At 45.9% G+C, this 26,984-nt stretch carries 27 protein-coding genes and 1 pseudogene; 18 read left to right on the forward strand and 10 right to left on the reverse strand.

Features of this window, described 5'->3' with window-relative positions; genetic code table 11:
- The first annotated feature begins 5 nt into the window (after positions 1 to 5).
- Together ON006_RS13050 and ON006_RS13055 are read left to right on the forward strand one after the other, a co-directional pair.
- Positions 6 to 1,382, forward strand: coding sequence for a Gfo/Idh/MocA family protein (locus ON006_RS13050; RefSeq protein WP_244820232.1), 1,377 nt, complete (start codon positions 6 to 8; stop codon positions 1,380 to 1,382).
- A gap of 236 nt (positions 1,383 to 1,618) precedes the next feature.
- Positions 1,619 to 2,725, forward strand: coding sequence for an MBL fold metallo-hydrolase (locus tag ON006_RS13055; protein ID WP_244820233.1), 1,107 nt, complete (start codon positions 1,619 to 1,621; stop codon positions 2,723 to 2,725).
- A 14-nt stretch (positions 2,726 to 2,739) separates the two neighbouring features.
- Here ON006_RS13055 and ON006_RS13060 read toward each other — a convergent pair whose 3' ends face one another.
- Positions 2,740 to 5,187 (reverse strand): alpha-L-rhamnosidase-related protein, encoded by a 2,448-nt coding sequence (locus ON006_RS13060; protein WP_244820234.1) that lies wholly within the window; start codon positions 5,185 to 5,187, stop codon positions 2,740 to 2,742.
- Between the two features lie 41 nt (positions 5,188 to 5,228).
- A complete protein-coding gene (locus tag ON006_RS13065; protein ID WP_244820235.1) occupies positions 5,229 to 6,890 on the reverse strand; it encodes a carboxylesterase/lipase family protein in 1,662 nt (553 codons plus the stop codon).
- 157 nt (positions 6,891 to 7,047) lie between these two features.
- On the opposite strand from ON006_RS13065, the gene ON006_RS13070 reads away from it, so the two are divergent.
- Positions 7,048 to 7,977: a LysR family transcriptional regulator gene (locus tag ON006_RS13070; RefSeq protein WP_244820236.1), complete on the forward strand. Its 930-nt coding sequence runs from the start codon at positions 7,048 to 7,050 to the stop codon at positions 7,975 to 7,977.
- A gap of 76 nt (positions 7,978 to 8,053) precedes the next feature.
- On the opposite strand, the gene ON006_RS13075 is transcribed toward ON006_RS13070, so the two are convergent.
- Positions 8,054 to 9,010, reverse strand: coding sequence for a methylenetetrahydrofolate reductase (locus ON006_RS13075; protein ID WP_244820237.1), 957 nt, complete (start codon positions 9,008 to 9,010; stop codon positions 8,054 to 8,056).
- Between the two features lie 239 nt (positions 9,011 to 9,249).
- Between ON006_RS13075 and ON006_RS13080 the strand changes: the two genes are divergently transcribed.
- The 3 genes from ON006_RS13080 to ON006_RS32340 all read left to right on the forward strand — a co-directional run bounded on the left by ON006_RS13080 (position 9,250) and on the right by ON006_RS32340 (position 10,229).
- On the forward strand, positions 9,250 to 9,801 hold the full coding sequence (locus tag ON006_RS13080) for an SRPBCC family protein (RefSeq protein ID WP_244820238.1): 552 nt from the start codon (positions 9,250 to 9,252) through the stop codon (positions 9,799 to 9,801).
- Positions 9,802 to 9,969, forward strand: a complete 168-nt coding sequence (locus ON006_RS13085) for a hypothetical protein (protein WP_244820239.1) — start codon at positions 9,802 to 9,804, stop codon at positions 9,967 to 9,969.
- 143 nt (positions 9,970 to 10,112) lie between these two features.
- Positions 10,113 to 10,229, forward strand: coding sequence for a zinc-binding dehydrogenase (locus ON006_RS32340; protein ID WP_374760212.1), 117 nt, complete (start codon positions 10,113 to 10,115; stop codon positions 10,227 to 10,229).
- Between the two features lie 38 nt (positions 10,230 to 10,267).
- Here ON006_RS32340 and ON006_RS13090 read toward each other — a convergent pair whose 3' ends face one another.
- The 4 genes from ON006_RS13090 to ON006_RS13105 form a co-directional block, all read right to left on the reverse strand.
- The gene (locus ON006_RS13090) at positions 10,268 to 10,945 is read right to left on the reverse strand and encodes a LytR/AlgR family response regulator transcription factor (RefSeq protein WP_244820240.1); all 678 of its coding nucleotides are present in this window, start codon (positions 10,943 to 10,945) and stop codon (positions 10,268 to 10,270) included.
- Positions 10,945 to 11,982 carry a sensor histidine kinase gene (locus ON006_RS13095; RefSeq protein ID WP_244820241.1) on the reverse strand — a complete coding sequence of 346 codons (1,038 nt, stop codon included), beginning with the start codon at positions 11,980 to 11,982 and terminating at the stop codon, positions 10,945 to 10,947. Before ON006_RS13095 ends, ON006_RS13090 begins: the two co-directional genes overlap by 1 nt.
- An 85-nt stretch (positions 11,983 to 12,067) precedes the next feature.
- Positions 12,068 to 12,547 carry a hypothetical protein gene (locus tag ON006_RS13100; protein WP_244820242.1) on the reverse strand — a complete coding sequence of 160 codons (480 nt, stop codon included), beginning with the start codon at positions 12,545 to 12,547 and terminating at the stop codon, positions 12,068 to 12,070.
- A 30-nt stretch (positions 12,548 to 12,577) separates the two neighbouring features.
- On the reverse strand, positions 12,578 to 13,261 hold the full coding sequence (locus ON006_RS13105; RefSeq protein ID WP_244820243.1) for an ATP-binding cassette domain-containing protein: 684 nt from the start codon (positions 13,259 to 13,261) through the stop codon (positions 12,578 to 12,580).
- Positions 13,262 to 13,737: 476 nt separating this feature from the next.
- On the opposite strand from ON006_RS13105, the gene ON006_RS13110 reads away from it, so the two are divergent.
- The 6 genes and pseudogenes from ON006_RS13110 to ON006_RS13135 form a co-directional block, all read left to right on the forward strand.
- Positions 13,738 to 14,658 carry an ABC transporter ATP-binding protein gene (locus ON006_RS13110; protein WP_244820244.1) on the forward strand — a complete coding sequence of 307 codons (921 nt, stop codon included), beginning with the start codon at positions 13,738 to 13,740 and terminating at the stop codon, positions 14,656 to 14,658.
- Positions 14,655 to 15,431 (forward strand): ABC transporter permease, encoded by a 777-nt coding sequence (locus tag ON006_RS13115; protein WP_244820245.1) that lies wholly within the window; start codon positions 14,655 to 14,657, stop codon positions 15,429 to 15,431. Before ON006_RS13110 ends, ON006_RS13115 begins: the two co-directional genes overlap by 4 nt.
- A gap of 122 nt (positions 15,432 to 15,553) precedes the next feature.
- On the forward strand, positions 15,554 to 15,907 hold the full coding sequence (locus ON006_RS13120; RefSeq protein ID WP_244820246.1) for a hypothetical protein: 354 nt from the start codon (positions 15,554 to 15,556) through the stop codon (positions 15,905 to 15,907).
- Positions 15,907 to 16,326 carry a hypothetical protein gene (locus ON006_RS13125; protein WP_244820247.1) on the forward strand — a complete coding sequence of 140 codons (420 nt, stop codon included), beginning with the start codon at positions 15,907 to 15,909 and terminating at the stop codon, positions 16,324 to 16,326. The genes ON006_RS13120 and ON006_RS13125 overlap by 1 nt, the downstream gene beginning before the upstream one ends.
- A gap of 85 nt (positions 16,327 to 16,411) precedes the next feature.
- Positions 16,412 to 16,861 (forward strand): nucleotidyltransferase domain-containing protein, encoded by a 450-nt coding sequence (locus tag ON006_RS13130; protein ID WP_244820248.1) that lies wholly within the window; start codon positions 16,412 to 16,414, stop codon positions 16,859 to 16,861.
- Positions 16,821 to 17,144 (forward strand): annotated as a pseudogene (locus tag ON006_RS13135) (HEPN domain-containing protein); the annotation flags it as partial. The gene ON006_RS13130 and the pseudogene ON006_RS13135, both read left to right, overlap by 41 nt.
- 410 nt (positions 17,145 to 17,554) lie before the next feature.
- Here the strand turns inward: ON006_RS13135 and ON006_RS13140 are convergent.
- Both ON006_RS13140 and ON006_RS13145 read right to left on the reverse strand, forming a co-directional pair.
- Complete coding sequence (locus tag ON006_RS13140; RefSeq protein WP_244820249.1) at positions 17,555 to 18,325, reverse strand: ABC transporter permease; 771 nt, start codon at positions 18,323 to 18,325, stop codon at positions 17,555 to 17,557.
- Positions 18,322 to 19,047, reverse strand: a complete 726-nt coding sequence (locus ON006_RS13145) for an ABC transporter ATP-binding protein (protein WP_244820250.1) — start codon at positions 19,045 to 19,047, stop codon at positions 18,322 to 18,324. Before ON006_RS13145 ends, ON006_RS13140 begins: the two co-directional genes overlap by 4 nt.
- Positions 19,048 to 19,248: 201 nt before the next feature.
- Here ON006_RS13145 and ON006_RS13150 point away from each other — a divergent pair, with 201 nt between their 5' ends.
- The 6 genes from ON006_RS13150 (at position 19,249) to ON006_RS13175 (ending at position 26,221) form a co-directional block, all read left to right on the forward strand.
- Entirely contained in the window at positions 19,249 to 20,286 is a 1,038-nt protein-coding gene (locus ON006_RS13150; protein WP_244820251.1) for a sensor histidine kinase, read from the forward strand.
- Positions 20,283 to 20,993, forward strand: coding sequence for a LytR/AlgR family response regulator transcription factor (locus ON006_RS13155; protein ID WP_244820252.1), 711 nt, complete (start codon positions 20,283 to 20,285; stop codon positions 20,991 to 20,993). Before ON006_RS13150 ends, ON006_RS13155 begins: the two co-directional genes overlap by 4 nt.
- A 185-nt stretch (positions 20,994 to 21,178) precedes the next feature.
- Positions 21,179 to 21,511, forward strand: a complete 333-nt coding sequence (locus ON006_RS13160; protein ID WP_244820253.1) for a PadR family transcriptional regulator — start codon at positions 21,179 to 21,181, stop codon at positions 21,509 to 21,511.
- Positions 21,512 to 21,516: 5 nt separating this feature from the next.
- Complete coding sequence (locus tag ON006_RS13165; RefSeq protein ID WP_244820254.1) at positions 21,517 to 24,213, forward strand: FtsX-like permease family protein; 2,697 nt, start codon at positions 21,517 to 21,519, stop codon at positions 24,211 to 24,213.
- A gap of 289 nt (positions 24,214 to 24,502) precedes the next feature.
- Entirely contained in the window at positions 24,503 to 25,873 is a 1,371-nt protein-coding gene (locus ON006_RS13170; protein ID WP_244820255.1) for a thioredoxin domain-containing protein, read from the forward strand.
- Positions 25,874 to 25,963: 90 nt separating this feature from the next.
- Positions 25,964 to 26,221 (forward strand): CBU_0592 family membrane protein, encoded by a 258-nt coding sequence (locus ON006_RS13175; RefSeq protein ID WP_244820256.1) that lies wholly within the window; start codon positions 25,964 to 25,966, stop codon positions 26,219 to 26,221.
- Here ON006_RS13175 and ON006_RS13180 read toward each other — a convergent pair.
- The gene (locus ON006_RS13180; protein ID WP_244820257.1) at positions 26,210 to 26,827 is read right to left on the reverse strand and encodes a TetR family transcriptional regulator; all 618 of its coding nucleotides are present in this window, start codon (positions 26,825 to 26,827) and stop codon (positions 26,210 to 26,212) included. The two genes, ON006_RS13175 and ON006_RS13180, sit on opposite strands and share 12 nt — an antisense overlap.
- Positions 26,828 to 26,984: the final 157 nt, after the last annotated feature.

The following is a 26,984-nucleotide window of genomic DNA, read 5'->3' on the forward strand; positions in this document are numbered from 1 at the left end:
GAAAAATGCAAGACGAATTCAAATCAGTCTCGCGGCGGGACTTCCTGTTGACCTCCGCGGCTGCCCTCACCCCACCACTTCTGTTAGGAATGTCGCTGCCTGCATCCACTGCGGATGGCAAGCTAAACCATGCCAGTATTGGCGTAGGAGGAATGGGCGCACATGACCTTAAGAACTTCATGCAGCACCCCAATGTCAATATTACCGCCATATGCGACGTGGATGCCGATATTCTCAAAAAGGCATCTGCATTAGTACCCAATGCACGCACATACAGCGACTGGCGCGAGATGCTTGAAAAGGAAAAAAAGAACATTCAATCTGTAAACGTATCCGTTCCGGACCACACGCATTTCTCAGCCGCTTATACAGCTATCAAAGCAGGAAAGCATGTTTACTGTCAAAAACCAATGTGCCATGACGTTGCGGAGGTAAGGCTGCTTACCGAAATAGCTACCAAAGCAGGCGTTGTAACCCAGCTCGGCACCCAGGTAGCATCTACTTCCTGCGATCGTACTGCGGTTCAATTGATCAAAAACAAAGCGGTCGGCAAGATCAAACACGTGTACCTGTGCTCCAATCGCCCGGGCGCCATTGATACTTACCGACTGGTAGGACCCAGACCCGCTCAGGGACAAGAAGCTCCGGCCAATCTGAACTGGGATCTCTGGCTCGGAACTGCGCCCAGGCGTGACTATATGCCAGGCATTTACCATCAGGCCAAATGGCGCGCATGGCAGGATTTTGGCACAGGATGGTCGGGAGATATTGGTTGCCATATTTTTGATGCGGTATGGAAAGGACTGGGGTTGAAGACTCCGAAATCGGTAATCGCGGAGGTACAGCAATCCTGGAAAGACTCGGCCCAACGACGCGGAGATACCTGGCCGCAGGGGGACCATATTACCTGGGTTTTTCCCGGAAATGATTACACAGAGTCAGATGAGCTTACATTGGAATGGTTCGATGGACTCTTTTACCCTCCCGAAAATATCCGGGCACTATATTCAGTTGAGGACTATCCTGCCGAGTCGGCCATGCTGGTGGGCACGGAAGGTGCATTGCTGATCCCGCACGGCGGAGCGGCACCCATACTGCTACCGGAAAGCAAATTTGCGAAAACAGCGCTACCTAAATTCGAAAGCAGAAACCATTATCATCATTTTGTAGATGCGTGCCTCGGAGGAGAGAAAACGGAATCGCATTTTGCACAATCCGGCCCGATGACCGAAGCTATTTTGCTTGGAACAGTGGCACTCCGCGCTCCCAACGAACTACTTGAATGGGACGCGAAAAAACTGAAATTCCCCAATCACCCCGAAGCCAATAAATACCTGAGACGTACCTATCGGAAAGGCTGGGAGATCAAAGGAGCGTTCTAGGTAGTTTTCGTACAAGTAGTGCCTTAGTAGCTAGGGCACTGCATGTACGAAAACTATTAAGCCTCTCCGTCAACATATTGATGCCAATGAAACATTGTTGAATGAATTGAGATCAAAGCGACGTTAGCGCATAGTGGCTTTTCACTAAATTTTTAGGATTTGAAGGGGTAATAAATCGGGAATCCCGCGTATATAGTCTGACGATTCCTATACCTGATAACACAAGTACCTTTTCAATGATGCACTTCCGCCTTCTTTTGGCAATTCTCCTGCTTTCTTCCTCGGTCTCGATGGCCCAGAACCGTGCCGCCAGTACACCAGGAATTCCCGACCCGTGCCTTGACGATAAAGGCAATGCTTATATGGACCGACAGGCACAGGAATTTCTCGCGCGTGTAAACGCCACATTAAAGAAATACCCACCCAAACCATCGCCTCAGACCGAAAGGCAAAGCAGCCTGCTGTTGCTCGATGCCGTGCTGCACGACAAATACGCCGCTTACCGACGGCCGGTACAGGACTTTTTTCATGAAAGAATAGCCAAAACACTCCTGGAAATCGAAAATACCAAGGTGGAACAGGGAGCCATGATTTGGAAGCTGTACAATATGGGGTTTATCATCCGTACCAAAACCGTGACGCTGGCTTTCGATCTGGTTGACGGTAAAAGTGCGCTGGCCGACTCATTTGCCCTGTCTCAAAATGTACTCAGCCGACTTATTCGCCAGTGCGATGTACTTTTCGTCAGCCACTACCATCGTGACCATGCCGATGAAGCTATTGCAAAACAGTTCATCGACAATGGAAAGCCAGTAGTGGCCCCGCCTCAAATCTGGGCAGGAAAGCCAATTCACCAAACCATAACCCATCTGAAAAGGCAAGCCGACACTTTGCAGGAACTAGCGCTGAAAAACGGGCAAAAACTAAAAATTGTGCTCTATCCCGGTCACCAGATGCAGCAAATCGAAAACAATGTCCCATTGGTGTACACGCCCGAAGGCTTGTCATTCTCTCATATGGGTGACCAGATCAATGAGGGGCCATTTATGATTGACTATGAATGGATTGATCACGTGGCCAAAAACCACAAAGTTGACGTGCTGATCCCGCCGAGCTGGACAAATGAAATATTTCGGATTGTAAAAGGCTTCAAACCTGCGCTTGTCATACCGGGGCATGAAAATGAATTGGGACACCCGGTCGACGACAGGGTACCGTTTTGGGGAGATTCTGAATTCCTTCAACTTACTTACCCGGAGCTCAAAGCATCATCATTCAAGACATTGAATATGACGTGGGGCGAAACCTTTCATTACGTCCGCCCCACAACGCCATCCAAGTAACATCGCCATCACTACTACAATTTGAATGAGTTCTTTCCAGCCTTCAAAGGCGTTGTTTTGCCTTTCCAGACAAAATTGCCCGAGGTTTTTTCGGGGAGGTTGATATCCGCCTGCATTGCCCCCTGCTTTAATTTGTAGCTAACCACGATCTTACCATTTGGGTGAGGCATTTCCCCGCTGATATCGTCGATTGATCCCAAATGGGGAGTAATTATTATTTTAGAAAAGCCAGCGCCATCGCTATCGATGCCCAGTACGGTACGGAAAAATTCGACATTAGGACTTGATCCCCATGCATGGCAATCCGATCGGGACGTGCTCACGTCCGACGTTTCTGCCCAGGTGGTAAGCCCCATATCCATATTTTCGCGCCACTTACCCAGCCAGTCCATGTAGTCATTTCCCAGCCCCGCCTTGGTAAGTGCCTGATGCAGATAAAATTTGAAGTAAATCGAAGCAGGCGCGAGACTTGTATCGGCCAGCATTTTGGTAGCCAAAGGTTTTGACTGATCTGCTGCAACTACACCCGAAAGGATTGCCAGCGAGTTGGCGTGCTGGGAATAGTTGTCTTTTTCGGGAGTATTCGCAAAAAGTCCTTTGCCAGCGTCCCAATATTTGCTTTGAATGGTCTTTTTCAACTGGGCTGCTCGGCTTTTATATCGGGCTGCCAGCTCTTTCAGGCCCAAATTACCTTCCAGTTCAGCTGCCAGCTGGTAGATCCACAGCAGTTGCATATCCAGCACTGCCGACTCTCCATTTTTGCCAATAGGCGCCATCCCAAAGTCCCAGCCTTTGCCTTGCGACCAGTCGGTGAATACCCAATAGGGCACATTTTTCAATGAACCGTCAGCCTGTTGATAGCGCTCAAAAAATGAGATGACCTGCCTTGCGCCCGGAAGCTTATCTTTGATAAACAGGCTGTCGGGCCGGTACTTATAATAATCATGTAGCATGGCAATCCACCATAGCGAAAAAGTGGGTATCTGCTGGTGCAAGTCTGTGGGGTAGCGGCTTAGGGTGATACCTTCTGCGATCCGCGAATGGTCCATTAATGTAAGGGCATTGCGGACAAGCCGGTCATCTCCTGCATTATACATGGAAACCAAAGCTTGTATCCGGGCATCGCCAATGTATTGCAACTGCTCATAATAAGGGCAATCCATATAAGTTTCGAAAGCGCAAAGCCGTGCGGTCCGCCATCCGATATCAAGCATTTTCGCCATTTCGGGATTCTGGGTTTGAAGCTTTGCTTTTTGCTCCAAAGGGTAACCAGTGAATGTCCCATAAAGATCTTCTATGACTAATGGATCCGCTTTGGTCTCGATTGTGAGCTGGATATACCGGTAAGTCCGCCAGCTGAGCGGCGTGTATTGCTGGTTAGCCCCTCCATTTGAACGGATGCTGTCAGTTCTGCCGACAAAGATCTTATCGTCAATTTCGTCGCGATTTCCTTTGGGAAGCATGGGCAGCCTGGGACTTTTTAATACTTCTTTTTTACCTATATAAAGCCCTTCTGCATAACCCATTGCTATTCCAGCATCCTTTCCTCCCCTAAATTCCAATGTTGGATATGCATTGGTCAAAAACCCCTGGTCAACCAAAATCGTCGCCTTTGAATTGGCTGGTATTGTAACACTTGTCCTGGCAGCAGGAAACCCGGCCGGAATCTCCACGCCCTCAGCTTTTCTGGTTTTTGAAAGGCGCTGGACACTCATTTCCATTTGAGGTAACTGTGATTGCACAAGCATCCATCCGGACGAGTTCACAGCGGCATCTTTTGTTACCCCGGGGCCTATCTGCCTTGCTTTTACCCATTTGCTGTCATCATATCCTGCTTTTTCCCATCCACTCACATGGCTGTTCATATCCACCAGCTCGGCTGGCCCGGCTACGTAATAGCCAGGGACCTTCACGGACAAAGGCTGGTAGCTTTCATCCTTAATAGTTTTCCAGGTCTCATTGGTATTGAGTACCTCTTCCGCTGCGGTATTTCCTTGCAGAATGAAGCCTGTCAAATAAGATATCTGAGATTCAGGTTTCACACGGCCTTCATTCCAAACTACGGCAGAAACGGTGTTGCTGCCAGCCTGCAAATAGGATGCAATGTCCAATGTCTCGAAATTCCAGAAGTACAAATCCCCTCGTGCGGGCCCTTGTGAAACCTGCTTGCCATTGACAAACAACTTGTAACGGTTGTCGCCTGATACATGCACGACAAATGCCGCCGGTTTGGAAGCTAGTTCGATTGTTTTCCTAAACTTGAATACACCATAATCTTTAAGGGTCAAATCCGAGGATGCAGTAAAGCGGTTAATGGGCCTGCCAGGGCCAGTTATCCATTGGGCTTTCCACGGTTTCTGTAAAAGGTCTTGGCTTAACTGCTGCGCTGCTACTGTTCGAGGTAGTAACTGCGTAAATGCAACACAGATTGACAGAAGGAACAGGTGTATTTTTAATCTCATGTAAGGATCTTATAATTGGCTTGCTGAATTATTAGTATTGGCTACACTTCCCCTATTGATCTCCACATGGCAAGCTCTTCTCCAAAGCGGTTGTTGATCACTTCACATTTTGTATCGATTCGCATCGTCGCCCGGTCTTTCAGGTTGTAGGCAGGCCACTCCGGTACATCTTTGGCAGCTGGCTTGCCTGTCCGTGCAAAGGTTGTCCATAGCTCTGCAAAATGGTGAGAGGCCACAAACCGCTCCGGCTTATTGCCGCCGAAGAAGCTCTCCTTTGGCTGAGAACCGTCCCTTGGCGCGATTTCGTTATTAAATTTAAAAGAAATATCCATGGCATGCGGCGTGCCCAATGCATAGTCCGTACCCGGAATCTTTTTTTCGGATTTATAACCAAAATTGTACAGGTAAACAGGCGCCTGATTCTGTTTTGACTTTTTTTCCGCGATGTCCACAGAACCCAGTCCCATCATGGAAATGGATGAAATAGCAACAAAAATATCAGGCGCTGACGCGTCCGGCCTTGCTTTTCGGTAGGTTTCGATCATTTTATCCGTGTCCGCGCCATATTTAGGTTCCAGCTTTTTCTTCAAGCCGTCAAAATCCAGTTTAAATGTTTCTGTATCTTTTCGCTCCCAGGCAAAGAAGGTGTATTCATCCTCGTTCCATCCTACGAGTAATGGTTTGTTCCTGGATATTTCAGGTGCGGTAGGATCAAAGGGGTGATGTGGGAGTACTTTTCCGTCCACTACCGGCCCAAAACCACCTGCATTGCGCTGCATACCTACCCTATTATTGTTTTTTTCAATAAACGGGGCTACAAATGGCAACTTGGCCTGCATCACCAGCAAGTCAGCAGCAGGAACATCCAATAACTTTCTCCAATCTTTCGGGGCAATGTTAAGTTCTTTCAAAAGCATGGCCGTTGTTTCAGCAGCCGTTTCTTTCGTAGTCATCCTTACGCCCGGGCCGCTTTCGATAGATGCTTTATTAAAATAGGGGGCAGTAGCTGGCATCGCATACAAACACGATGTTTTGGCCCCGCCGCCCGATTCACCAAAAATCATGACATTATTGGGGTCTCCTCCAAATTGGGCAATGTTTTCATTCACCCATTTCAAGCCGTCGGCAATGTCAAGAATGCCCATATTACCGGAACCTTCATAGTCGGCACCGGCAATTTCATCCAGGTAAAGAAAACCCAATAAGCCCAAGCGGTGATTGGTTTGCACCACGACTACGTCAAAATTCCTGGCCAAATTGGCTCCATCCTGTCCTGGCGATGCCCCGGATCCAACCACAAATCCGCCACCATGACTATAAAACATAACCGGTCGCTTTTTGTTATCATTCGCTGGCGTCCAGACATTCAGAAACAAGCAATCCTCGGAAGGTGCAGGCTCGTTACGTCGTGGCGACTGAATCGCTGGCGCGCCAAACTGCGTGGCATCCCGCACACCGGTCCAGGGCTGCAAAGGAGCCGGCCGTCGGAACCTCCTGTCTCCCGATGTCTTGCCGCCGTAAGGAACGCCTTTAAATATGTTCACGCCGTCGCTACGAACACCCTTGATCTTGCCGGGCGCTATTTCAACTTCAATAAATTCGTCTGGTTTGCCAGATCGTGCAAACCCAAAACCGGAAGTAGCAACCGCTGCACTAGCCAGCGAAAGTTGTGATAAAAAATGTCTTCTGGCGATTGTGTTCATTAATAGTAAAGTTATATGGTCAGGCAATTTGCTGAATAGCACCTGCAAGAATACAAGTTAATGCCGTAAAAGTCTAATTGCAATTTCCTACCAGCTGATAAGTAATTCTTATCAAGTTTGGTCTTAAATAAACAGGAAATTGGCATTGGTATAATTTATGGAACTGCGTCAACTTAAATACTTTGCAGGCGTCGCCGAAGAATTACACTTTGGGAATGCTGCCAGAAAACTGTTCATTTCACAGCCAGCATTAAGCCAGCAGATCCGGCTGCTAGAGGCCGAGCTGGGCGTGGAGCTTTTTGTAGGGATTAAGCGAACCCAATTACACAAGGTGGAGCTCACCGAAGCGGGAAAAGTCTTTTTTGCCGAAGCCAAACGTATTCTGCAATTGAGTGATAAAGCGATACGCAATGTTCGTCAGGTTGGCGCTAAACAGCAGGTGATCGCGCTCGGGGTTTTCAAACTTATTCTTCCGGAAAGGGTAATGGGCATTCTGGAACTTTTCGCAACCCATTTCCCATCGGTAGAAATTAAACTGGCTGAACTGCCCAATCCGCTGCAAGTACAGCTTGCCGTCGCTAATGATCAGGTTGACATGGGTTTGTGCGTGCTCCCACTGGTGGCTGATGGCTTAATTGCGAACCAGTACACCCAGGCAGACTACACCATCCTATTGAACCGGGAACATCATTTGGCAAACCAGGAAAATGTTATGCTAGCAGAGTTGAAAAAGGAAAAGTGGATTGATCACGGGCCAGAAGCAGGCCTGTTTTACAGTCAGTTGGAAGAAGTATGCAGAAAAGCTGGTTTTCATCGGGAAAGCAATATCGCCCATTACGTACCATCATTTGACCTGCTAAAAAGTATGGTGCGTTCAGGAAAAGGAATTGCGTTCATTCCGGCCTCTTTGGACTTACAAAATGAAAACAATCTGGTGTCCATGCCCATTGCGAATCCCGACGGGACACCATTTAAAGAAATTGTAATCAGGCACGTACTTATTCATAAATCCGAGCAGCCATCTCCATTGGTACAGGCGCTGAGCGGGTTGCTAAAATCACAGGTCCGTCAAAGTTTTGAACAATAACGGACCTGTTTATATGCATTTACTACACTTACTATATTAAACTTCCGGCCACGAAAGGCACTGGCAAAAAAATCAGTTATTCCTCAACGAGGCTCTCTACCGTTTTTCTCAATCCCTTGTCCTTCAGCATCTGACTGATCTGATGCGCCATGTCTACCGAAGCTTCGATCTCCGCTTTGCGAATGGAAACGCTTTCGATATTGAAGCCGAAAGGAATGGATTGGCTTATACAAAACTCAGTAAGTTCAGAGGCAATTTCCAGACATACTTTTACCGATTTTTCCAGCACGTCGCCATCTCCTTTCAGTTCTTCTTTCAATTGATCGGGAATGTGAATACCCAGCCATTCCATAAAATCCAACGTTTTGGCCGATCCGCAGGCAGTAATCGTGAAGATGATAGTGGGAGGATCTATCTGTTTATTACTACAACTCAAAGCCAGGTCTTCGACAACCTTCCTGGCATAGTCAAGATCAAAAACACATTGCGAGATAAAATAAGATACGCCTTTGTCCATCTTGTCCAGCATCCTGACATCCTCGTCTTTCAACACCTGGTGTCTTTCCGGTATGGTCACTGCGCCTATGACGGAGGTATCTTCGTTTTTCTCCCAAATTTTGTATGCTTCGGCAAGGTTGGTTTTGACCGGAAAATCCGGCGCAGGAACGCCTACAAAAATGGGATAGAATTTGTTCGAGTGCAGCTCGTCCAGCCAATCAGACAACTCTGCCGGTGAAAATTTACCGGCAGGGCGATAGATAATTTTTGGAACTTCCAAACGGCCCATATACTCCGATGCAAAAGCAAGAGGATCGAGGGCATTGATAAACGGAAAGGGCCTCTCCTCTTTGGTACGGGCCGATTCGTCCTGCACATCGTATACAACGAGTGCGTCAATGTCCAGGGAAGACAGGCGGTCAATTGTTTTCTCGGCAATTTCTGCAACGCGCTCCGGGGCTGTACCGGCTTTGGGAGGCGTGATGCCGTAAAGCATCACCCCTGATTCTCTTGATTTGATCTTTTGTAGAAACATGATAGTATCTGAATTGCGGCTTCCGCTCCCTCCTCATTTTTTTAATCTGCCAATATAATGGGTTTTTTGTGATCAGAGATAATGGAATAGGTATTTTCAGCATGCAACATTACATGATTCCATGGATCTATGCCAGATTATGATTTGAAGTTTCATACCATCCGCTCTTTCGAGTATATTGTAGTTGACAATGTACCAATAGGACTTTATTGAAAAAAGAACACAAAAAATATACACCTATGATCAAAACAGCTATCCTATTAATCGCTCTCTCGCTGGCCGCAATAATGCCAGGCAATGCGCAGGATGTGACAAACACGTCTTACGTCTCGGCCACCGGGGAGAAGGTTTTACGCGTTGAATTTATTTTGCCCTTGTCTCAAACCGAAACATGGCAATATTTTAGCAATGATGACAAATTGAAGCTTTGGATTGCCCCTGTCGTCCATGTTGACCTTCGGGCTGGTGGAACACTGGTGACCAATTATGACAAAGGGAAATCGCTGACAGACAAATCAGCGATCAGCAGCGATATTATCAACTACATCGATAACGAGTTACTTACATTAAAAGTCAACCTTAACGATAACTTTACCAAGAAAGTCCAGGACGAAGACCAAAACCTTCAGGAAGTAATACAACTCTTTCCCGTTGATAAAACCCATACCAAAATTGTGTCTTCAATGATAGGCTGGGGAAAAGGTGCAGATTGGGAAAAAACTTATGAATTCTTCGTCAGGGGCAATATTTATACCTATGAAGAATTGACTAAATTATTCAAGGGCAAGTAGTTGCTGAAGAAGGAGGATTTTGAAGCCGTACTGAAAGACTATGATGTGGTCTTGAACAGCCAGGATGCCAAGACCCTTGAAAAATCGCTACGTATATTAAAGCCCGGTGGAAGCTTATTTCCATATCCGGTCCGCCTGATCCTGAATTTGCCAGTGAAACCGGATTGAATTGGATACTGAAAGTAGTTATGTTCATCCTAAGTCTTACCACCAGGAGAAAAGCAAAACGGCTTGGCGTGGAATATTCTTTTCTTTTCATGAGAGCCGATGGAAATCTGCTTGGCAAGATCACGGATTGAGTCGATGCAGGGATTATACACCCGGTAGTGGACAAGGTCTTTTCATTCGAACAGGCCAATGAAGCCCTGGCTTACGTTGAAAGCGAGCGTGCGAAGAGTAAGGGTAAGGTTCTCATTAAGATAGCGTAGCTGGTCAGGTGCATAGCATACGTACTGATCCGCAGCCATCATCCAATTCGCCGCAGCAGTTCATCTCGGAACAAGTCCCCGATCGGCACTTTTTGGTCGCCTATATAAATGATGTTACGCTCAATAGAAGTGATTTTATTGAGCGCCACAATAAAAGACCGGTGTACACGGATAAAATCCTTGGCTGGTAGCCTTTCGAGCAATGCGGTCAGCGTCATCAGCGTTTCGATCACCTGATCCCAAGTATGCACCGCCACGTAGTCCTTTTTCCCTTCCACCATCAGAATATCTTCCAAATCCACACGCACCATCCTGTGTGCAGAGCGTATAAAAAGATAATCGGGAGTATTTTCGGCCGTAGTACCCAGACGTATCTGTGCTTTCTGGATTGCTTTCAGAAAACGTTCAAAGGAAAAGGGCTTTACCAGATAGTCCACAACATCCGCCTCAAAACCGGCCAGCGCAAACTGGGGATAGGCTGTGGTAAGTATCACCAGCGGCGGGTTCTGGATCGCATTCAAAAAATCCAGGCCATTCACATCCGGCATGTTAATATCCAGCAACAACAGATCACATTTTCCGCTGTTCAGTAATGGCAACGCTTCCAGGGGAGACGAAAACGTGGTGACCAGTTCTAAAAAGGGGCATTTGGAAACGTAATTTTCTATTATTTCCAATGCAAGAAACTCATCGTCGACGGCAATACAGTTGATCATCACGCAGGTTTGTCAAGTTGAATGGTAAGGTCGGCATCAAATGAATCCTGTTCCTGCTGCAAAGACAGTTCGTGCGCCGCCGGGTAGAGCAATGCGAGCCGCCGCCGCAGATTAGCAATACCCAGTCCGCCGGATACCTCCGGTCCCGCGGCCCTCATTTTGTTGCTCGTATGAACCCGGAGTACATTATCCATCAATCGAACCGAAACAGCGATTGGTGACGATCCGTGCTTAAAAACATTCTCGATTAACGGCAAAAGCAGCAGTGGCGGGACCATGACATCGTGCAACTCCCCGGAAGTTTCAAAGCGGGTCCCATCTCCCGATTTACTACGCATTTCATACATGGCAACATAGGTCTGTATCATATTGATCTCCTTTTCAAGCGGGACCAGTTGGGTATTGGTCTCATACAAAAGATAGCGCATCATTTCGGAAATACGCAGGATAGCAGCGGGTGTCTCCGGGGCCTGCCGTAACGAGAGCGCATAGAGGTTGTTGAGCGAGTTAAAGAGAAAATGCGGATTGATCTGCGCTTTTAGCACTGCGAGTTCGGATTTGAGATATTCATTTTCTTTTTCCCTATCCTTACGAAGCTTCCGGTACCAATCCACGCTCAGCCGTACAACCAACGCAAACAAAGCAAAGACCATATAATTGCTGATCCTGATCAACAGTGGCGAAAAATCACCACTGAATATCCGCCCGGAAAAATACCCCGGGTGTAAAAGGGCGTCTTCGAAGGCGATCGCAATCGTAGCTATCAGCACCATTGCCAATATATTTTCGGCCAGAAAACGCAGCAGGCTTCGGCGTGGAAGAATTCGCGGGATGAGGTAGGTGTAATTCAGGTAAAAACTGCCGGCATGGGTCGCCAATGCTAATCCGTAATGCGTAAAAAACACATTGGGCGATGTGCGGGCGTAGTTGCCGTAAAAAACAACGGTCGCATAAATCCCCCAGGCCAGCAAATGCAGCAATACCGGAAGTTTTTTTTCCAGCAGCGGTTGCCATGCCTCATTCGTCGGTTCAATCATATGCGAGTATACCGATTTTGACGCTTACCCGAAAAAATTAGCGCCAACGCACACTTTTCATCTGCCAACATGCAGATTTTACCGATCACTCAATGCCATTTTCTCTCATGGCTTTCGCATTGTTTCTTCTTCTTATTTTGGAAACGAAAAAACCTGAGAACAGGAACAATGTGGTAAAGCATGAAATATTAATCAGCGACTCCAAATAATGTGTCAACCGCAACCCGGGTTCGACGTAGCTGGCAAACAAGGCCAGCCCTGCGATACTCAAAGCAAAAAAGCTAAGAAAAAACATCCGGAACATATCCACCCAGCTAGCGGTATAGGATTGGCCGGCAATCCATCTGCCGGTATAAACACTGCCTAGAAACAGAAAATAGCCAAAAACACTGCCCGGCAGGTTTACCAGCTGCTGCGCCATGGAAAGCGCCAGGGTGATCAGGCAAAACAGGATATGTAGTTTAATATCAGTCCGCATAATTTCTTCTTTTTCAGTAATCCAATTTGCAAAAATCGCCTGGTAAATCAAATAGGTTTTAGGAGTGAGGTAGTGTGTTAGTCTCATGAAAAACAAGATGCCTCCTGGCCCAAGAATTTAGCTTGCATATCCCAAATCTCTAAGCTGCTGAATTTGCTCCGTCAATTGAATGGTTTTGCCTTCCAAATTCAGTAAATACACATGATCGCAAATGGCTAACACATCCCGGTAATAATGGTCTGTAATGAGGATACCCTTTATCTTCTTTAATTCCGCAAGCCAGACCCTCAATGTTTCAATATGCAGAGGCATTAAATTCGAGAAAGGTTCATCCAAGATAATGAAGGATGCAGGACAAGCTATTACCGCTATGGTTTCGACTAAACGCTGCTGACCACCCGACAGCTGGTTTGAACGATAAGGTAGCAACTGCTCTATTTCCGGGAAATGGCAGATCGCTTCATCCACCGGAGATTGGTAAAGCTTTAAAACTTCCTCTACTTTTAAATGACCAGGAATAAATGACTTCTGAGGCAGATAGGCCATTAAATTCTTGTGCTGATATCCCTTCCTGATAAATTCGCCATCAATTCTAACAGAGCTGTTCTGTGCTGATCGGATACCATATATCACTTCAAACAAACTTGACTTGCCACTTCCATTCCTTCCAAGCAAGCCTGTTACTTCGCCCGCTTCAATCTTTAAATACACATTTTGCAGAATTTTACGATGCTTGTATTCGAGTAGTACACCATCTACTTCCAGCCTCATCCGACGATCAGGCTTACTATTATGATCCATAAGGCAAAAAGTAAAAGATCCAGCAGGTATGTGATAAAAGCAAGTCGCATTTCAGAGAGCCCGAAATGGTGGTAAAAAACAAAACCCTTTTGATTAAAAGATCGAAAAAGATACCAGATCAGCAATTGGCAAAAGGTGCGTAGCCATACAAAGGCAGTAACAAAAGCAGGAAATTGATCCGATATTAAGGTTGGAAACCGGGCTATTGACCACATGAGTAGAGAGGTCCCCCAGGTTATAGGCCAGAGTTGTCTGTACAAAGTCAATAAAACCTGAAACCGTCGCATTTTTCTGTTTTGGGAAGATAACTGACTTTTTTACGATCATAAAAAAATTAACAAGTTTTAACGCAGGACGATTTTTGTCCCGGTTTTTAGCCCAATATTTCGCCAGTTGGCAGACAAAATTCTGCCGTTGGTGATTTTATTTCTTCGTGATCGGTGCCGGTTATTCCTTTGGGAGAAAACAAAAAATATATGGACCAGCCGATCATTGAAACCAACCATCTGAATTTCAGCTTTAAACCGGGGGAGAACATTCTGGCAGACGTAAACCTGAGCGCTCCCAAAGGAAGCATTTACGGATTTCTCGGCCCGAATGGCGCAGGAAAAACCACCACGCTCAGGCTCATCCTCGGCCTGCTACGCGAGGAAAACGCCCACATTAAATTATTCGGCAACGAACTCCGCGACGACCGCATTGGCATGCTTAAAAAAATCGGGTCGCTGATTGAACAGCCTTCCCTTTATATGCATCTGACGGGCCGGGAGAACTTGGAAGTATTTCGGCTTTCATACGGTTGTCCGAAAGAACGGATCAATGAAGTGCTGGCGATCGTAGGCCTGTCCGACGCGGCGGGTAAAAAAGCCAAGGCCTACTCACTCGGAATGAAACAGCGGCTCGCCATTGCAATCGCATTGCTGCATAATCCCGAACTGCTTATCCTGGACGAACCTACCAATGGGCTGGACCCGACGGGCATTATAGAGATCAGGGACTTGATCCGAAAACTAAACCAGCAGGAAGGAAAAACGATTCTCATATCCAGCCATTTGCTCGCAGAAGTTGAAAAGATCGCCACGCATGTAGGGATCATCGATCATGGTAAGCTGCTTTTTCAAGGCACATTAAATGCATTGCAGGTACTCAAAACGATCCACACCTGCGCCGAAGTGAAAGTCGATGATACGGCGCGGGCTCTTGACCTTTTGAAACACGAAAATGCTGCGACTCTCGAAGCCGACGACACGATCCGGTTTGGCTATATCAGCGAAATGCAGGTCGCGACCATCAATGAAATGCTGGTGCGCGCAGGCATCCGGGTATACCGCATTGGTGTGATGAAAAATGACCTGGAAGACCTCTTTTTACAAATCCTTTCTGAAAAACAGCTATGAAAACCTCATTCATTTCCAATACCCGTGCAGAGTTCCTGAAAAGCAAAAGATCCTTTGCCTACTGGCTCACATTGGGTGCAGCCATCTTCATTCCAGCCATCAACTTCCTGATCCTAACCCAAAGGCCAGACATGATGCTCCCCAAATTTCAGGCCGATGGCTGGGTCACCTTTTTCAGGTTTTGCTGGAAAAATGTGGCGGCTGTGATCCTGCCGATGTACATCATCCTGATTTCCAACCTGCTGGTGCAGATCGAATACCGGAACAATACCTGGAAACAGGTTTATACTACACCCAGAAGTTTTGCTGATATCTTCTTCTCCAAATATGTTGTGATCCAAGCACTTATTATCCTGTACATTCTTGTGTTCGATGTGTTTGTGATCCTTTCCGGTCTGGCCGTCAATCTGGCAAACCCTAGCTATCCATTCCTTTTTGATTCGATCCAATGGGACGCTCTTTTTGCCATTACCTACAAGATCTATCTGGGCGCGCAGGCCATCACAGTCATTCAATACTGGCTAAGCCTGCGGTTCCGTAATTTCGTCGTCCCGCTAGGCATAGGGATCGGCCTTTGGATCACCGGTATTGTGTTAATGGATTGGGAACACATTGACTATTACCCTTATATCTATTCCACCTTCCTGTTTTTTCTCGATCCGGCAAAGGAACCGGAGCGGCTACAAACAGTGATGATCAGTGCGGCGGTTGCGTTTCCGATTGTGCTTGTACTTGGTTTTCTGGATATTAATAGGTTGAAAGAGCGAGGGTAGCTTGCCAATTTGAAATTTTGTATCTTGGGAAAATTCTAGCGCTTACAGCATATCCTGGTGGTAGAATTATTTCAGGAGCAGCAACAATTGTATCAAGCAACAAAATCAAACACTATAATTAAATGAAAAAGTTAATTTTTATATCATACGACTTCGGAATGAAGGGCGACTATGATGGACTATATAAATGGTTAGATGAAAATAATGCAGAAGAGCGTGGATATGGGATAGGTATCATTAAAGAATATTCATACGATAATCAATCCATTAAAACTGACAATGACTTTTGGGAGTTTGTAAGGAATGAATTAAAAGAAAGGGTCAAATTAGGCTCCAATGATAGGATCTACATGATTTGGAATAGTTTAGAATCCAATAAAACAAAAGCCGCGTTTTTATTTGGACGAAGTAAGCAATCTCCATGGACAGGATATGCACAAAACAATCTGTTGCAAAATCTTGATTTGGATGTATAATGAAAATATTAATAGATACTTGTTTCTGGATTGCTTTATACAATCCAGAAAAGCACATTCAAATTAATGATGACATTAATTTAATCACCGAATTCATTGAAAATCGGGAAATAATAATTCCATTTCCAAGCTTATACGAATTTTTAAATTCTAAATTTTCCCGAAAGAATGATGCGTTGCATTTTCAGAAACTATTAGCAAAACCTAATTATATAAAACTAGATGATAGTCCATATAAAGATGTTGCGTTAAATAATTTTTTTGAAAAAGCTATAAATGAATTTAATGATGTGAGTCTAGTCGATGAAATTATCAAAGAAGTTATCTCGACGCAACCACAAAGAATAGACTATTTAATATCCTTTGACGCAGGACTGAACAACTACGCAAGATCAATGGGGGTAAACGTATACAATTAATGTTTCTGCTGCCCTTTGCCAAAAAAAGGATCAGCTTTTAATTGAAGCTAAAGCCATCAAACCACCACACTAACCTACACAAGCTTTGAAAACCACCCTCTCTCACCTCCCCGACGACAAGCAGGAAGAATTAGAAACACTTACCAAAATCATTGTTGAAAAAGTACCAGCCGAAATGGTCATCCTTTTCGGTAGCCATGCGCGTGGCGATTGGGTTGAGGATTATCAGGAAAACACTGAGTATGTAAGTGACTATGACATTCTCGTCATTACCAAAGGCAGGAAATCAGCCAAAGACGGCGAAAAGTGGTGGGAGCTGAACAAGAAAATAAACAGTAATGATGAACACACAAAAGTAACCATCATTCAACACAGTATTGGGTTTGTAAATGATAAGATCGAACGAAATCAATATTTTTTCGTCGATATTTTAAAAGAAGGAATAATGCTTTTTGATTCGGAAAAATTCAAATTATCTGAGCCAAAAAATATGAATCCAGAAGAAAGACAAAAAAAAAGCAAAGGAGCAGTTTGAACCTTGGTTTGATTCTGCAAATAACTTTTTTAAAACTTTTGAATTCCAGTTTGAAAATAATTGGTTTAACGACTCCGCTTTTTTACTTCATCAAACAACAGAAAAATATTATGTCACTATTCTTCTAGTCTTCACTGATTATAAGCCAAAAATTCACGACATAGAGAAATTAGGAAATCAAGTTGAAAAACTTCATTTCGCTTTTGGAACGGTTTTCCCGAAAAATACGCAGGAGGAAAAGCGGCTGTTTGAACTCTTGAAAAGAGCATACGTTGATTCGAGATACGATATGAATTACAAAATTGAAAAAGACGAATTGGAATATCTGGGCGAGCGGGTAAAGTTGTTAAAAGTCCTGACGGAACGGATTTGTAATGAGCGGATTGCGCAGTTTACGCAAGAATGAAACGAAAACAGGGCGACTTGTACCAACCGATCCGTTTCGAATTTAAAGCTTAGTCCTCATTATCTTTCCTGCTCTCTTTCTCCTCCTCTTTTTTGAAAAATTTGTTTTGACAAGTGGGTCGAAATAAGGAAGTGATACTGAGCGAAGGCTGAGTTTTAGGGGAATTGCTTTGACCATTGACGATTTGTCAACGGACTTCAATGGTCATTGGTCGGCAAAACAATTCAGAAGGCCCTCAGGATTCAAGCCCAGTATCGTTGTCTTTAATATAACCACCACAATTCAATCTACACATTGTTTCTCCGTCCCAGAGCCCAAATGCTCAGCAAGGCACCGAGCACATATAGCGAAAAGCTCTTGCTCAAAATAGAATAGTCCCATTTCTGCACTTCCAGCGTATTATTCAGAAAAACAAAAGGCCACAGGTAGGGAGAAAAATGACTGATGTGAAAGCTTCTTGCGATTGCGCCAGCCAGTGTTGCGAAAAGGCCAAAACCGGCCGGAACAATAAAGCTTTCGTACCACAGACTGATCAATAGTTGGATTACTGTCATCCCAAGGCCGCAGACCAACATCCACAAGCAAGCCTGTGCCGTGAATGCGGGCATAGCAAAATCCTGAAAACCGTAAGCAGGTTTCAACACGCCCATCAGCTGTCCGGCGCCTAACCCAAACACAAGCAATACTATGTGACTGAGGGCAATAAAAGCCGTCAATACAAGCAGCTTGCTCAGATAAATGCTGCTTTTCCGAACAGGCAGGCTGTAAATGTAGCCCCAAGCCCTATTGTGATGTTCGATGGCCGCGTAAAGCGCAGAAAGCAGGGAAACGTAAATCGGAAAAATGAACAGCGACCAACCTGCCAGAATATGCTCCGAAAAATTGATCCAAGGATTAATTCCGGGGCTGTAAAACTTTTCTCCGTCGGCATAGCCAGCTACAAATGCTACGGCCACCACAAAAGCGGGCGCAAACACGGCCAGCCAGACCATGAAGGTTCTTTTTACTTTTAGCCTTTCCATGGCAAGGCTTGAAATCAAATGTGCAGCAGCATTCATATCCGATCGTTGGTAAGGTTCAGAAATATTTCTTCCAATGTTGCTCCGGCTGTAAAGTCCGCATGAAGCTGAGCCATAGGCCCCTGGAAGAGTAGGTTCCCGTGATTCAGAATGCCCACATGCGTGACGAGCTTTTCCATTTCATCCAATAAATGACTTGAAATAAAGATCGTTTTACCATGCACTTCGCTCAGCTCGGCCAGCATCCGTCGCATTTCCCTGATCCCGGCCGGGTCGAGACCGTTGGTTGGTTCGTCCAAAATCAACAGGTCGGGATCACCCAGTAATGCCAATGCAATACCTAGCCGCTGCCGCATACCCAGCGAGTAAGTTCTCACACGTCTTTTCGCCTCTCCGGCAAGCCCTACCATTTCAAGTACGCAGCCTGTTTGTTCACGCTCAACCCGCCGGGCCAGCCTTCCGATTTCCATATTTTCCCCTCCCGACAAATGCGGATAAAGCACCGGAGCTTCGATCAGCGCACCGATCTTTTGCAGGATCGGCAGTCGGTGCTCGTGCAATTGCTGTCCGAATATTTGAATGCATGGCTTTTGTGTTTGGATCAATCCTAGCAGCAGGCGGATGGTGGTTGTTTTGCCGGAGCCATTGGGGCCAAGAAAACCGAAGATACTTCCGGCAGGTACCCGCAGGCTAAGGTTGTCGACGATCAACTGCCCGCGGCGGGAGTAGCTCAGTTGATTGGTTTGGATTGCGTAGGTCATCAGATTTGATTTTTCACCAAAACAAATCCATGCCTTTGATTTCAAAAACGAAAAACGCCAGACACGATTCCAAATGCATTCGACACAGAATGCAGCACGATTCGCAATTTGAAGGTTTCAAAAATGGCGTCTGGCTATCCGAAATGCCAGTCTGGGGGCCGGATAAGAAAATGGAATGCTTATTCAGTAATTTTACCAATTATGCAAAACCGGTTTCAACAGCTTTTTTACAAACCCCTGCCCTATTACCTCCCTGCGCTGTTTCATTGCATGGTTTGGTTGGTTTATCTGCTGTTTGCGATTTATATCAATAATTATCAGGGAGTTAACTTTTTAATTGGCCACCCGAGCATTCATATCATCGCGGAAATGATCGTCTTCTACGCCAATTATCGCTACTTTATTCCTACCCTGCTGGCGAAGATGAAAGTCCCCCGGTTCCTGCTGCTCAATGTTGCCACTATACTGGGCCTGGTGCTTCTCTTTATTCCCGCCTACCATGCATTGCGAAATTGGTATCTTGGCCCCGACGCCGCTCCATTTCCATTACCCTACCAGGAACAGTTTGTTTTGAGGTCATTCGAATTGTTAATGTTCGCAGGATTTGCTTGCATCGCGCGGTTTTCCATCGACTGGTTTTCCTTTCAGCAAAAAACAAAGGAGCTTGAAAATACGCATCTAAAAACCGAGCTGGCTTTCCTGCGTTCTCAGCTGAATCCACATTTCCTGTTCAATACATTGAATGCGCTTTATGGATTGGCCATCAAGCAATCCGCGGAAACTTCGTCGGGGATCATGCAGCTTTCGCAGCTGATGCGATATGTACTTTATGAAACAAATGAAGACCGGGTAAACCTCGCGAAAGAAGTGGAAATGATCGAACATTTTCTCGCATTACAAAGGCTGCGACTGCCGCTGGATTTTCCATTGAATTTTGAAGTAAAAGGAGACGTTGAGAAAATCTTCCTGGAACCATTGCTATTAATGCCCATTATCGAAAACGTATTTAAACACGGGGCCGGATTCGCTTCCATTTCACTTTTGGCGACGGGAAATAATATCACATTGCAAACCAGTAATGGAATTGGAACAAAACCAATGGTCGCAACGGGCGGGATCGGGCTGGCTAATCTGGAACGCCGCCTTATCCATTTGTATCCAAACCGCTATCAGTTGTATTTTCACCAAACCGACGAAAGCTTTCAAACCACGCTTTCATTGACTTTTGATTTGCAATGACGAAAATCCAATGCCTCGTAGTAGACGATGAAAGGCTGGCCCTGGAAGTAATGGAGGCTAATATTGAGCGGGTACCGTTCCTGCATCTCGCGCAGCTGTGCGCAACACCCATGCAGGCGCTGGATTTTTTATCGCGAAACTCAGTCGATGTACTTTTTCTTGACATTGAAATGCCTGGGCTAAATGGATTGCAGTTTCTTCAGACATTGAAAAACCCGCCACTTGTGATCCTGACGACGGCCTACCCGCAATTTGCCGTTGATGCTTTCGAACTGAATGTGGTGGATTATCTCCTCAAACCCATTCCATTCAACCGATTTCTGGCGGCAGTACAAAAAGTACAGGCGCAATGGTCTGAAACAAGGCTTCGGAAGGACGGCCCGAACGAAGCAAAACCGCTCGACGGGCATATTTTTATTAAATCGGGCAGCAAAACGGTACGCATCGATTTACAGGAAATCCTGTTTATTGAGGGTAAGAAAGAGTACATCATGATCCATACCCGCCAGAGCCAGATCACAACGCAAGCTTCGCTAAGCAGCCTGATGGAAAAACTGCCGGCCAACCAGTTTGTAAGGATACACCGGTCATTTATCATTGCTTTGGCAAAAATAGAGAGCATTGAGCGAAACCGCGTCCTGATCGACAAGACCGAGATTCCGATCGGAGAATTTTATCGGGAAGATCTGCTTAAAAGGATTTCCTGAACTATTACCGTCTAGCCTTTCCACCTGACCGCGAGCGTACAAATACTGTCCGTTCGCGAACAAGTTTTTTGATCCGAAGAATATAAAAACAGCCTATATAGGCTATAAAGGGGATTTCTATTCTTGGGCACACTATTTGTTTAGCAAATAACAGAGAAATAGAATCTGCGCTCATAACCTTAAAAATGGAGAGATCTTACCTGGGAGAATTCGAGGAACTGGTACTGCTGGCAACAGCTGTCCTGGAAGACGGTGCATACGGCCTTACCATCGTTTCGGAACTAAAACAACGCACCAACCGCAGCATAAGCCTCAGCGGTGTGCACGTTGCATTGTACCGGCTGGAAGAAAAAGGATTGCTCAGCTCTGAGCTGGGCGGCGCGACTGCATCCCGCGGCGGGCGACGAAAAAGAATGTTCCGAGTCACAGCTTCGGGGCAACAAACGCTGGACAACATCCGCCAGGTGCGCAATGAGCTTTATGATGCCATACCCGGTATTTCCCTTTCTCCCAGATGAAAAACATGAACCCAAATCCTCAGCCACCTCAATGGGCAAGCCGCCTCCTCGTGGCTGTGTGCCCGCCCGATCTTACCGAAGAGCTTCTGGGCGACCTGTATGAGCAATTCATGGAGGAAATCGCGAAAAATGGCGAAGCAAAAGCCCGCAGGAAATACATTATCGAAGTTTTAAAGTTTGTCCGACCCTACTTTCTCACCAGAAAGGCAGAGACCCCGGCTAAAACCTACGTTCTCAACCCCTATCCATCACCCTTTTTCCTTCATCCCGGTATGCTCCGCAATTACCTTACAATCGCATTTCGTAACCTTTGGAAGAGCAAGGGCTACACCACCGTTAATGTCACCGGCCTGTCGGTCGCGTTCTGCATTTGCGTTTTTTTGTTTCTGGTTTCGTACCTGCAGCTCACATTTGACTCATTTCACGAAGACCGCGACCGGATTTTTAAAACCTATTTCGTCTCCAATAATCCCGACGGTACTGAACGTCAGGGAGCTATGTCACTGCCCGTGGGACCTGCGCTTGAAGCCGATTATCCTGAAATAGAAGGATTTGCAAGGGTGATGTCAGGCCGGAAAAGTACGGTCGAGGTGAATGGCAAATATTTTGACAAGCTGGTCGTGATGACGGACCCGGATTTTTTCGACATATTCTCTTTCAAACTTCTGCAGGGCAATAAAGTTAATGTGCTCAACAACCTGGGCAATATTGTGATCAGCCGGAACATGGCCGAGGCGATATTTGGCAGTGAAGATCCGATGGGCAAATCGCTGGCGGTCGGCAGTGGCAGCAACAGGAAAGACTATGTGGTTACCGGCGTTTCCGAGGATGTACCCAGCAATTCGTCGATCCAGTATGATGCGCTAATCAGGATCGAAAACGGTGACAACTATGCCAGTGATAAAAATAACTGGGCAGCGAACTCTCACGCACTTTTCATCAAACTGCCCGCCAATGTAGAGCATGCTGCGTTTGAAATGCGTTTGAAGGCATTCTCAAAAAAATACTTCGCAGGAACTATCAAAGAGCTTCGTGAAAAAGGCGCTAAACCGGACCAGTTTGGTGACATTTTCGCAGTACGTCTGCAAAACCTCGGCAAAGTCCATTTTGACAGGGAAATCTCCGGTGGAAAAGGTGCGCCAATCGCATTGATCTATACCCTGCTGGCCATTGCGTTTTTTATACTGCTGATCGCCTGCATTAATTTTATCAATCTCAGCATTGCACGCTCGTTCACCAGAGCAAGGGAAGTGGGCGTACGCAAGTCACTTGGCGCACTGAAAAAACAGCTATTTGTGCAGATCTGGGGCGAAACTACGATGATCTGCCTGGTCGGTTTTCTGGGAGGTGCATTGCTTACCTGGGCAAGTCTGTCGGCTTTCAACGCGACTTTTGGCAGCAACCTGACGTTTGAATACATGCTAAAACCAGGTTTTGTAATGCTGATCCTCGGCGTTTTCGCAGTAGTAACCTTCATTGCAGGCGGCTATCCTGCGTGGCAAATGGCCAAGTTCAATGCCGTGGAAGTGCTCAAAGGCAAAGTTTCGATGAAAAAGCCAGGTATACTGCGCAATTCGTTGATTGTCACACAGTTCTCCATTTCTACATTGCTCGTTTGCTGCACCATTATCGCAGTTCAGCAGGTCGATCACATGCAATCGGTCCCGCTTGGCTTTCAGAAAGAGCAGGTGATCAGCATACCTGTCGGAAACCAGTTGAATGGGCGGCAAATCCTGGCACGAATGCGCAATACATTGGCAAGCGATCCCGCTATTATCTCGATCACAGGTACGGGCGTCAACTTAGGCAAAGGCAAGGATCGCGTGAGCTCACGGTCGATCGCCGGTTTCAAGTACAAAGGAAAAGATGTGGCGACCGACTGGCTGCTGATCGATTTTGACTATCTCAAAACATTGAACATTAAAGTAAAAGCAGGCCGTGATTTTGACAGTTCATTCGCAGCAGATTCGACCAACCGGGTGATCATATCAGAAAGTATGGCGAAGATGATCGGCGAGAAAAACCCGGTCGGGATGCTCCTCGGCGACGATGCCGACACCTCCGGCACCAAATCCCAGATCATTGGCGTGATACCCGACTTTCACTTGTACTCACTGGCCGATGACCGGATGCCGCTCACCATGCACATTTCCGGCTCTGAATCGATCTATTATATTTTAGTACGGGTAGCGCCTCACAATCTCGAAGGCTCACTGGAAAAACTGAAAAGCGTGTGGACACAGGTAGCGCCCCAAACCGAATTTATGGGCACATTCCTGGATGAAAATCTGGCGGGCTGGTATGAAAATGAAAGACGACTTTCGCAAATATGCAGCCTGGCGTCTGGAATTGCCATATTTCTTTCCTGCCTCGGCCTTTTTGCCATAGCATTGATGGTGATCGAGCAGCGCACCAAAGAAATCGGCATCCGTAAAGTAATGGGTGCGAGCATTCCGGGAATCATTTTCGTTTTGTCCCGTGATTTTGTCAAACTCGTCGGCGTAGCCTTGTTGATCGCGATACCGCTGGCTTGGTTTGGTATGCAGCAATGGCTGGCCAACTATCCGGAGCGTATCCAGCTGAGTATTTGGGTTTTTGCCGGCGTGGCGGCAGCGGCGGTCTTAATCACATTTATTACCGTCGGTTTTCATACGGTCAAAGCAGCGCTTGTTAATCCGGTAAGAAGTTTGAGGAGCGAGTGACTCTCTACTAGCGATAACTTTACGAAGAAAGTCCAGGACGAAGACCAAAACCTTCAGGAAGTAATACAACTGTTTCCTCTTGATCAAACCCATACTAAAATTGTGTCTTCGATGATAGGCTGGGGCAAGGGTGCAGATTGGGAAAAAACTTATGAATTCTTCCTCAGGGGCAATATCTATACTTATCTCGTATTCTTACCCACTCAATAAATTCCACAACAAAAACAGTAAAACCTCTACTTTTTGTAACTTTCCGTAAATTAAGGTTACTTCTACAAACTTTACGGTCATGAAACAATTACTACTACTTACCGCCCTCTTTGTTACTTTTCAGTGCAATGGTCAAATTTCCTTTGTCTCCGAAAATACCAGTTGGGAACAACTTTCAAAAATTGCTAAAAAGGAGAAAAAACTACTGTTCATTCACCTCTGGGGAACCGAATGTGAACAATGTAACGAAGTGGCCAACAAAGGCTTTGCAGGCCCGGTTTTAAAAAAGGTTTTTCAGGATAATTTTATTGCCATCCAAAGCGATGTGGCTTCCGAAAATGGAAAGAAACTGGCCGAGAAATTTCATATCAAAGGGGCGCTCGTCTCACTTTATGTTGATTCGGAAGGCAATGTATTGAACCGCTTCAACGGGTCCACGAGCTATTCTAACACCTATCTGGAATACGCACAAGAGGCAATCAGCCGGAAGGGAGGCAAACAACTCAGTGAATTCGAACAGGAATATCAACGCGGCGAAAGGTCTGGCGCATTCCTAAAAGCATTTATTCAAAAACGGCGGGAATCACATATGCCAACCAACGATCTACTGGACGAATACGTAGGAAAATTGCCTGTGGATTCGCTGACCAATTTCTATGTTGTAAAATTCATATATCAGCAGGGACCAGCACTCGACAGCCGGGCATATAGGTTGATCCAGGCCTTGGGCCAGCACAGAATGATCGATAGCATGTACCGGTCGGTTCCCGCGCATGAAGCGGTCGCGTTCAACAATGGTATCATTAACAACACATTTAAGAAAGCTGTTGAAACTAAAAACCAGCAACTTGCCTATCAGGCTGCGAATTACTCGCAGCAAATCTTTCGGGAGAACTATGTAATGGGCAGGCTCTATTTCCAGCGTAATATGATCAGGTATTACTATGAGGTTAAGGATACTACTTCATACTTCAACGAATGTCGGCAACTGTTGGACCAGACCCATCTTCTGATGACGGTAGATTCATTAAAACGGATGGATGCGGCTGCCTTCGAGAAAAACCGGGTGGCACAAACGCCGGTCGGCCCTCCCGGCGAGAAGCAGGCTGTTCGTTTTGCCCCACCATCCCAGACTTTTCACATTGAACTGAATGAACATGCCTGGCACTATTATCAAATGAATAATAACCCCAGGGACCTGGAACGGGCATTAATGTGGTCGAGACGGTCTATGGAATGGCATGAAGAGCTGCGCAAGGATAAGCAGCATCTCCCGCTGGGGAATCCCGCATATATAGATACGTATGCTCACCTTCTATACAAACTAGGCCGCAAAAATGAATCCATAGAATGGCAAACCAAGGCGGTAGAAGCGCAAAAAGTAACAGGTATGTCGTGGACTTCCATGGAAAAAGACCTCAACGAAATGAAGGCAGGAACATTGAAATGATAAAAATGCGAAGTGCAATTTTGGTCCCAAGATGTCGAAATAACTAAAAGATTTCCAGATCTTGGGGCCTCATTTGCCGCATAAGTTAGTATGGATAATGATACATTAGTTCAAATAATTGGCTGGGCAGGAGTTGTTTTTTATGTCTTCGCCTATCTGCTGCTCGCCGCTGGAATTTTCAGGTCCAATGGTTATAATTTTCATCTGTTCAATGTTTTAGGGGCCACAGGGCTGATCATAGACTCTGCACACCAGGGCGACCACCCCAATCTGACCGTCAATCTGATCTGGCTGCTCATTGGGATCTTTGCCATCGCCAGACGCTACTTTACACAATCAGTCCGGTAAGACCGCAACCTCCGAGAGGCACAACAATGCGATGGCTTGCTCTTTGTATTTGTTAAGCTTTTCCTCATACTCCTTCTTGTCGCTCACAAGGCTCAAATAAAAATAAGCCCCGTCGACGAGCACAAAAATGCTGTCCGCCACGGCTTCCACATTATCGGCAAGTAAAATGCCCTCCTCCATACATTGCCGGATGTATTGGCCCAGCTTCTCACGGAGGGAGTCCAGTAGTTTTTTATAGCTATCCCTGATTTTCGCTTCTCTGAAAGTCAGCGAGTAGCAGCTGTAAAACAGCCCGTCATCGAAGAGCGCGTTCCATTTTTTCGAAAAAAGGTTGTCAATTATTTCAAGCAGTGCCGCCCTTGAATCGGTTGTCTTCTTGGGACTTGTCTTATAAATCAATTGGTATTTATCCAGTATGAACTCGATCAGCCCGTATACGAGATCCTCGCGGGTTTGGAAATAATGGATGATCAGGCTGGGATTGATCTCCATCTTCTTGGCGATCTTGGCAATAGACGTATTCTCTAATCCTTCCTTTTTGGCGAGTTTATAAAACTCCTTTATGATTTCTTTCTGCCGGGTTTCTTTGAGGCTCTTTCTTCCCATCGATAATGCTCCTATAAAAAATTTACTAAGCAATATAGCAGATTTTTCGATTAAATCATACATTAGCATTTCAATAGATTAAATGAACGTTCAATTAATTTATGTTTACAGACTGATAACCATTTGTTAACATTGAGGTAATCTTCAACCCTGACAT

The sequence above is a fragment of the Dyadobacter pollutisoli genome, from assembly GCF_026625565.1.
GTDB classification, from domain to species: Bacteria; Bacteroidota; Bacteroidia; order Cytophagales; family Spirosomataceae; genus Dyadobacter; species Dyadobacter pollutisoli.